Here is a 1,796-nt window from a genome sequence, read left to right on the forward strand (position 1 = left end):
GGGTGAGAACGAAACGCGAATACCGACAAGTTTCGTGAGACAACCGGCAGTTTCGGCAGCGCACCACTCACCCGCCTTTCCGGGGATGTTCTGTCTCACCAACCGACAACTCTCGTGAGATCGGACAGCAGTTTTCGACAGGTCTGTCTCACTGGATCTGTAGAAATCTCACCGACCTGTAGAACGTCTCGCTGCCTCAGTGATGCTCGAGCTCGTCGCCACCTTCCTCATCACTGCTGTCGGTGCTCTGGTGGCGTGGTGCGCGGACGCCTCTCGTCGCGGCACCGTGCGCAGGCGCGGATCCTCGGGTACCGCACCGCCCTCACGGTGCGCGATTCGAAGGCGTGGATCGTGGTTCACCGCGCGATGGCGCCGCTGTTCTATGTCGCTGGTGGCGGGGCCGTTCTCGCCGGGCTGGCGGGCGGGGGAGCTGGTGCTGCTCGGCATCACTGCAGCTGTGCCGTTCGTCCTCGGGGGAGCGATCGTCTGGCTGCTCCTGTGGATGATTCTCTCCGGCCTCCCCGGGGCGGCGGCCGCGCGAGACTGCAGGGGGCTGGGTGACCAGGTGACGGCGGAGCACATCCCTCGGTGATGGGAGAACGGGCACCCGAGCAGCGATCGCCTTTGGGTGACACAAACCCGCTTTGAGTGACACAGGTTCCCCGGGCGGTGACACTGTGTGTCACGTAAAGAGCGAGCTGCCGCCTGGTGATGAAGGTGGAGCACGTCCTCGGCGTTCCCCGCTTGCAGCGAGCTCGAGCGCTTCGATGCTGCCGGTGCCGGCGTCTGCTGCCGCGCTCTAAGATGACTCGGCTAGGGGACGAATACACACGATTTCCCCCGTGATTCCGGGGGAGGGGTCGCGCAGAGGACTCGTGAGCGCCCTGAGGCGGGCGTACACTCTACGAATAGGGTTTCGAGAGTTTGGGGAGCGAGTGCCTACAATAGTCGTACCTCTGTACGCGTACTCAGTGACCACGGAACCCACTCCGCTGCCGCAACTGCTCGACGCGGTCCCGGCGGGCTTCCCGAGCCCCGCCCAAGACTATGACGCCGGTCCGATCGATCTCACCGAGCTGCTGATCGAGGACCAGGCCGCCACCTTCCTCGTCCGCGTCTCGGGAACATCCATGGTCGACGCCGGCATCCACGACGGCGATGTCGTCATCGTCGACCGATCGAAGACGGCGATCTCCGGGGATGTCGTCGTCGCGATCCTGGACGGCGACTTCACCATCAAAAGCCTCGTCCGAGAACGCGGCACCTGGGCGTTGCGCGCCGAGAACGCCGAGTGGCCCGACGTCGTCGTCGACGAACTCTCCACACTCGAGATCTTCGGGGTGGTCACCGTGAGCCTCAGGTTTCATCGGAGCCGGAGATGATCGGGCACGTCGACATCAACAGCGCCTACGTGTCCTTCGAGAGAATCGTGAATCCGCGTCTCGAGAACCGCCCCTGCGTCGTGTTGAGCAATAACGACGGAATGGTCGTGGCGTCGTCGAAGGAAGCGAAAGCCATCGGCCTGGATCTCGGCAAGCCCTGGTTCGAGCTGCGGCCGCACGCGAAGAGGCTCGACCTGACTGCCCTGTCGTCGAATTATGAGCTCTACCAAGATTGCTCGAACAGGGTCATGGACGTGCTGTCTCGCTTCACCCCGGACCTGTCCATCTACTTTCTCTTCTCGAGAAGGTGTTGTTGTTGCGCTTCACCGCAGGCGCCGAGGGCAGCAGACCCCATTTCGTAGCTCGTGGCGCCATCGAGTCGGGCCGCCGTGGAGCCCCCGATAGTCCCGGAGA

General features: G+C 63.6%; 3 protein-coding genes. All 3 read left to right on the forward strand.

What is annotated here, in order from left to right:
* Nucleotides 1-391: 391 nt before the first annotated feature.
* The 3 genes from E0W80_RS19045 to E0W80_RS19055 all read left to right on the forward strand — a co-directional run bounded on the left by E0W80_RS19045 (nucleotide 392) and on the right by E0W80_RS19055 (nucleotide 1,744).
* Entirely contained in the window at nucleotides 392-592 is a 201-nt protein-coding gene (locus tag E0W80_RS19045; protein ID WP_131494552.1) for a hypothetical protein, read from the forward strand.
* Between the two features lie 379 nt (nucleotides 593-971).
* Nucleotides 972-1,382 (forward strand): translesion error-prone DNA polymerase V autoproteolytic subunit, encoded by a 411-nt coding sequence (gene umuD, locus E0W80_RS19050; RefSeq protein ID WP_131494553.1) that lies wholly within the window; start codon nucleotides 972-974, stop codon nucleotides 1,380-1,382.
* Nucleotides 1,379-1,744, forward strand: coding sequence for a hypothetical protein (locus E0W80_RS19055; protein ID WP_131494554.1), 366 nt, complete (start codon nucleotides 1,379-1,381; stop codon nucleotides 1,742-1,744). The genes umuD and E0W80_RS19055 overlap by 4 nt, the downstream gene beginning before the upstream one ends.
* Nucleotides 1,745-1,796: the final 52 nt, after the last annotated feature.

The organism is Microbacterium sp. PI-1, assembly GCF_004337555.1.
In the GTDB taxonomy this organism is placed as follows: domain Bacteria; phylum Actinomycetota; class Actinomycetes; order Actinomycetales; family Microbacteriaceae; genus Microbacterium; species Microbacterium aurugineum.